Genomic DNA, 3,255 nt, shown 5'->3' with positions numbered 1-3,255 from the left:
GTGCAGACCCGTGCACCCAGTTAAGGTCACAGCAGCCCAGAAAAGCCATTCCCCACCCCGCCAAAGCGGGGCGTCCCCTGGCTAGGTCCTGATGGAGCCGCGGGCATGGATTCCGGCTTCGTCACCGGTCCTGCGCTGCGCGGCGCCATTGACACCCACAAGGAAAGCATCAGGACGACTGTGGCTCAAGCAGACCTTTGCTCGATGAGCCATTGGTACTGTCCAGGAAGATCCACTCGTGCGACAGGGAGGCCAACGGACCATGGCCGTGGACGAACTCGACACCCGCATCCTGCGGCTGCTGCTCGAACAGCCGCGCACCAGCGTGCGCGAGTACGCACGCATCCTGGGCATCGCTCGCGGCACGCTGCAGGCCCGGCTGGACCGTCTGGAGCGGGAGGGGGTGATCACCGGCACGGGTCCCTGCCTGTCCCCCGCCGCGCTCGGCCACCCGGTGCTCGCCTTCGTGCACATCGAGGTCACCCAGGGCCACCTGGACGACGTGGGCGACGCACTCGCGACCGTGCCGGAGATCGTCGAGGCGTTCTCGATCACCGGCGGCGGCGATCTGATGACCCGGGTCGTGGCTCGGGACAACGAGCACCTTGAGGACGTCATCCAGGCGCTTATCAGCCTGCCCGGGGTCGTCCGCACCCGCACGGAGGTGGCACTGCGCGAGCGCGTTCCGCACCGGCTCCTGCCACTGGTGGAGTCGATCGGCCGCGCCGCCGCGCGATGACCGCTCCGGCACCGCAGACGGATGGTCAGCCGACCGCCCGGATACGGCTCTTGGCATCCTGTACCCCATGAGCACTCCCGTCGCCACCGCGGTCATCTTCGATCTCGACGGAACGCTCGTCGACAGCGAGCCCAACTACTTCGAGGCGGCACGGCGGCTCCTCGACGGGCGCGGCGTCACCGACTTCACCTGGGCGGACCACGAGCGGTACGTCGGCATCAGCACCCAGGAGACGCTGGCGCTGTTCAATGAGCGCTACGGTCTTCGGGCCCCGCTGGAGGAACTGCTGGCCGAGACCAACCGCAGCTATCTGGAACTGGCCCGCGCCTCCACGCGGGTCTACCCGGAGATGCGGAAGTTCGTGGAACTGCTGGCGGGCGAAGGCGTACCGATGGCCGTGGCCTCGGGCTCGTCGCCGGAGGCCATCGAAGCGATCCTGTCGGGCACTGGACTGGGTTCCTGGCTCACCACGGCCGTCTCGGCCGACGAGGTCGCGCACGGCAAGCCGGCCCCGGACGTCTTTCTGGAGGCCGCCCGCCGCCTCGGTGCGTCTCCCGCCGACTGCGTGGTCCTGGAGGACGCCGCGCCCGGTGCCGCCGCCGCACACGACGCCGGGATGCGGTGCATCGCGGTCCCGTACGTCCCCGCGCAGGCCGACGACCCGGCGTTCGCCACCGCGGGACTGCTGCTGCGCGGCGGGCAGGCGGGGTTCACGGCGCGGGCCGCGTACGACTGGCTCTCGGGCTCCGCCCCGGCATCCTCATAGGCGCGCCACGTGGACCGACGGCGGCGACCTGCCCGCCCGGCACACTGACGAGGCGGTGCCGGTTGGTGGCCCGCTCGTGATCAAGGCGGTCGGCGGGCGCGGCATACGGGAGGTGGGTACGGCCGGTGAGTCGGCGCAGGGGGCGACGGTGCCTAGGAGCGACGCCGGGGCTTGCCGCGCCTGGCGCCCTTGGCGCCGCCCGAACCGCTGCGTGGGTTCCGGCCCGTGGACTTCCGCGCCGCAGCCGCGTCGGACTGCTTGCGCTTGGGCTGTGCCGCTGGGGCGGACCGGCCCCGTGTGCTGTTGACCGTCCGCCCGCGGACGATCCCGATGAAGTCCTCCACCAGGTCGGTGGTGGCGTCCTCGGGCCAGGACAGGGCGACGCTCGACTGCGGGGCGTCGACGACCGGCCGGTAGGTGAGATCCCGGCGGTGGTGAAGACGCGCCAGGGACTGGGGGACGACGAGGAGCCCCACGCCCGCAGCAACGAGTTCGATGGCGTCCGCCGTGGTGCCGGGGCGCTCGAAGGCAGGCTCTCCGGGCGGCCGGTCCCAGCCCAGAACGTCGTCGAGGGGGTGGAAGACCACCTCGTCGGCGAGGTCCTCCACGGACACCTCGTCCGCCGCCGTGATGAGGTGGTCCTTGGGGACCACGACCACGGTCGCCTCCGTGTAGAGGGGGATCGCGCTGAAGACCGTGCGGTCGACAGGCAGCCGCACGAGCGCCGCATCGGCTTCGCCGCCGCTCAGCACATCCGATGCCTCGGCGGCCGGTACCTGGACCAGGGTCAGCGGGACATCGGGGAGGCGCTCGTTCCAGATCCGCACCCACTTGGCGGGCGTCACCCCGGGGACGTACGCGAGCCGGAAAGAGGGGGGTACATCCGAGCCTGTCACCCCGCCAGGTTACCCGGCGTGGTCGGACGTCTCGTATGCGGCCGATAGTCTGGACACCATGAAGTCGCACCAGACCACCCAGACGATGAAGCCCGCGACCGCGGCGAAGAAGCTGGGTGTGTACCTTCCCGCCACCCCCGCCGAGTTCCAGGAGGGTGTCGTCTCGCGCGCCGAGCTGAACGAGCTCCAGGCCGATCCGCCCGAGTGGCTGCGGGAACTGCGACGCAACGGCCCGCACCCCCGCCCCGTGGTCGCGGCGAAGCTGGGCGTCTCCATCGCGGGCCTCGCGCGCGGCGGGGTGACGGAACCTCTGACGACCGCGCAGATCGAGGTCCTGAAGCAGGACCGGCCCGAGTGGCTGGAGAAGGAGCGAGCGACCCAGGCCGAGGTCCGCAAGGAAGCGGAACGCATCAAGAAGCGGGACGCCGAACGCGCCGCGGAGCCCACTCGGACGCGTCCCTGACAACCAGCTGAAGAGTGCCGCTCACTCCCACCTGACATCCGCCGACCACACCGTTGTGAGATCGCGCCGTTGCCGAAGGAGCCGCTGGGGTCGGAGTTCCAGCGCGGGCGCTTCCGGTCCCCGCCGCGCCGGCCGTGGATGTCGTGCGGCGTGAGGCGCTCGCGCCCGTCCTCGGCGCGCGGCTCTCGTCCGGCTCCCCCATTTCGCGGGACTCCATGACTGGCCCGGGCCGGGCGGGCTGCTGGGAAGGCCGCTGCGGGCCCCTGTTCCCGGCGGCCGCACCTGATGCCGAGTGGGGTGACTCCACCCGCGCGTAAACGCGCGGGCTTCCTGTGTCGGTGGCTAGGCCACGTCGCAGAGGGCCAGCCCGGCCCTGTTGAGGACGTTCGTC

At 71.3% G+C, this 3,255-nt stretch carries 4 protein-coding genes; 3 read left to right on the top strand and 1 reads right to left on the bottom strand.

Translation table 11 applies throughout. From position 1 onward, the window contains the following. The first annotated feature begins 262 nt into the window (after positions 1 to 262). Positions 263 to 739 (top strand): Lrp/AsnC family transcriptional regulator, encoded by a 477-nt coding sequence (locus ACZ3TS_RS42625; RefSeq protein WP_467628544.1) that lies wholly within the window; start codon positions 263 to 265, stop codon positions 737 to 739. Positions 740 to 806: 67 nt separating this feature from the next. Further along, positions 807 to 1,505: an HAD family hydrolase gene (locus tag ACZ3TS_RS42620; protein WP_467628541.1), complete on the top strand. Its 699-nt coding sequence runs from the start codon at positions 807 to 809 to the stop codon at positions 1,503 to 1,505. A gap of 152 nt (positions 1,506 to 1,657) precedes the next feature. Here ACZ3TS_RS42620 and ACZ3TS_RS42615 read toward each other — a convergent pair whose 3' ends face one another. Then, positions 1,658 to 2,401 (bottom strand): LysR family substrate-binding domain-containing protein, encoded by a 744-nt coding sequence (locus ACZ3TS_RS42615; RefSeq protein ID WP_467628538.1) that lies wholly within the window; start codon positions 2,399 to 2,401, stop codon positions 1,658 to 1,660. A 58-nt stretch (positions 2,402 to 2,459) separates the two neighbouring features. On the opposite strand from ACZ3TS_RS42615, the gene ACZ3TS_RS42610 reads away from it, so the two are divergent. Then, entirely contained in the window at positions 2,460 to 2,864 is a 405-nt protein-coding gene (locus ACZ3TS_RS42610) for a DUF5997 family protein (protein WP_467628535.1), read from the top strand. The last annotated feature ends 391 nt before the right edge of the window (positions 2,865 to 3,255 follow it).

Source organism: Streptomyces sp. NPDC022910 (assembly GCF_055561075.1).
This window is presented reverse-complemented; position numbering and strand designations above follow the sequence as displayed.

Coding starts and splice junctions, on each gene's coding strand:
- ACZ3TS_RS42620 (WP_467628541.1), top strand. CDS start 807: ATGAGCACTCCCGTCGCCACCGCGGTCATCTTCGATCTCGACGGAACG.
- ACZ3TS_RS42610 (WP_467628535.1), top strand. CDS start 2,460: ATGAAGTCGCACCAGACCACCCAGACGATGAAGCCCGCGACCGCGGCG.
- ACZ3TS_RS42625 (WP_467628544.1), top strand. CDS start 263: ATGGCCGTGGACGAACTCGACACCCGCATCCTGCGGCTGCTGCTCGAA.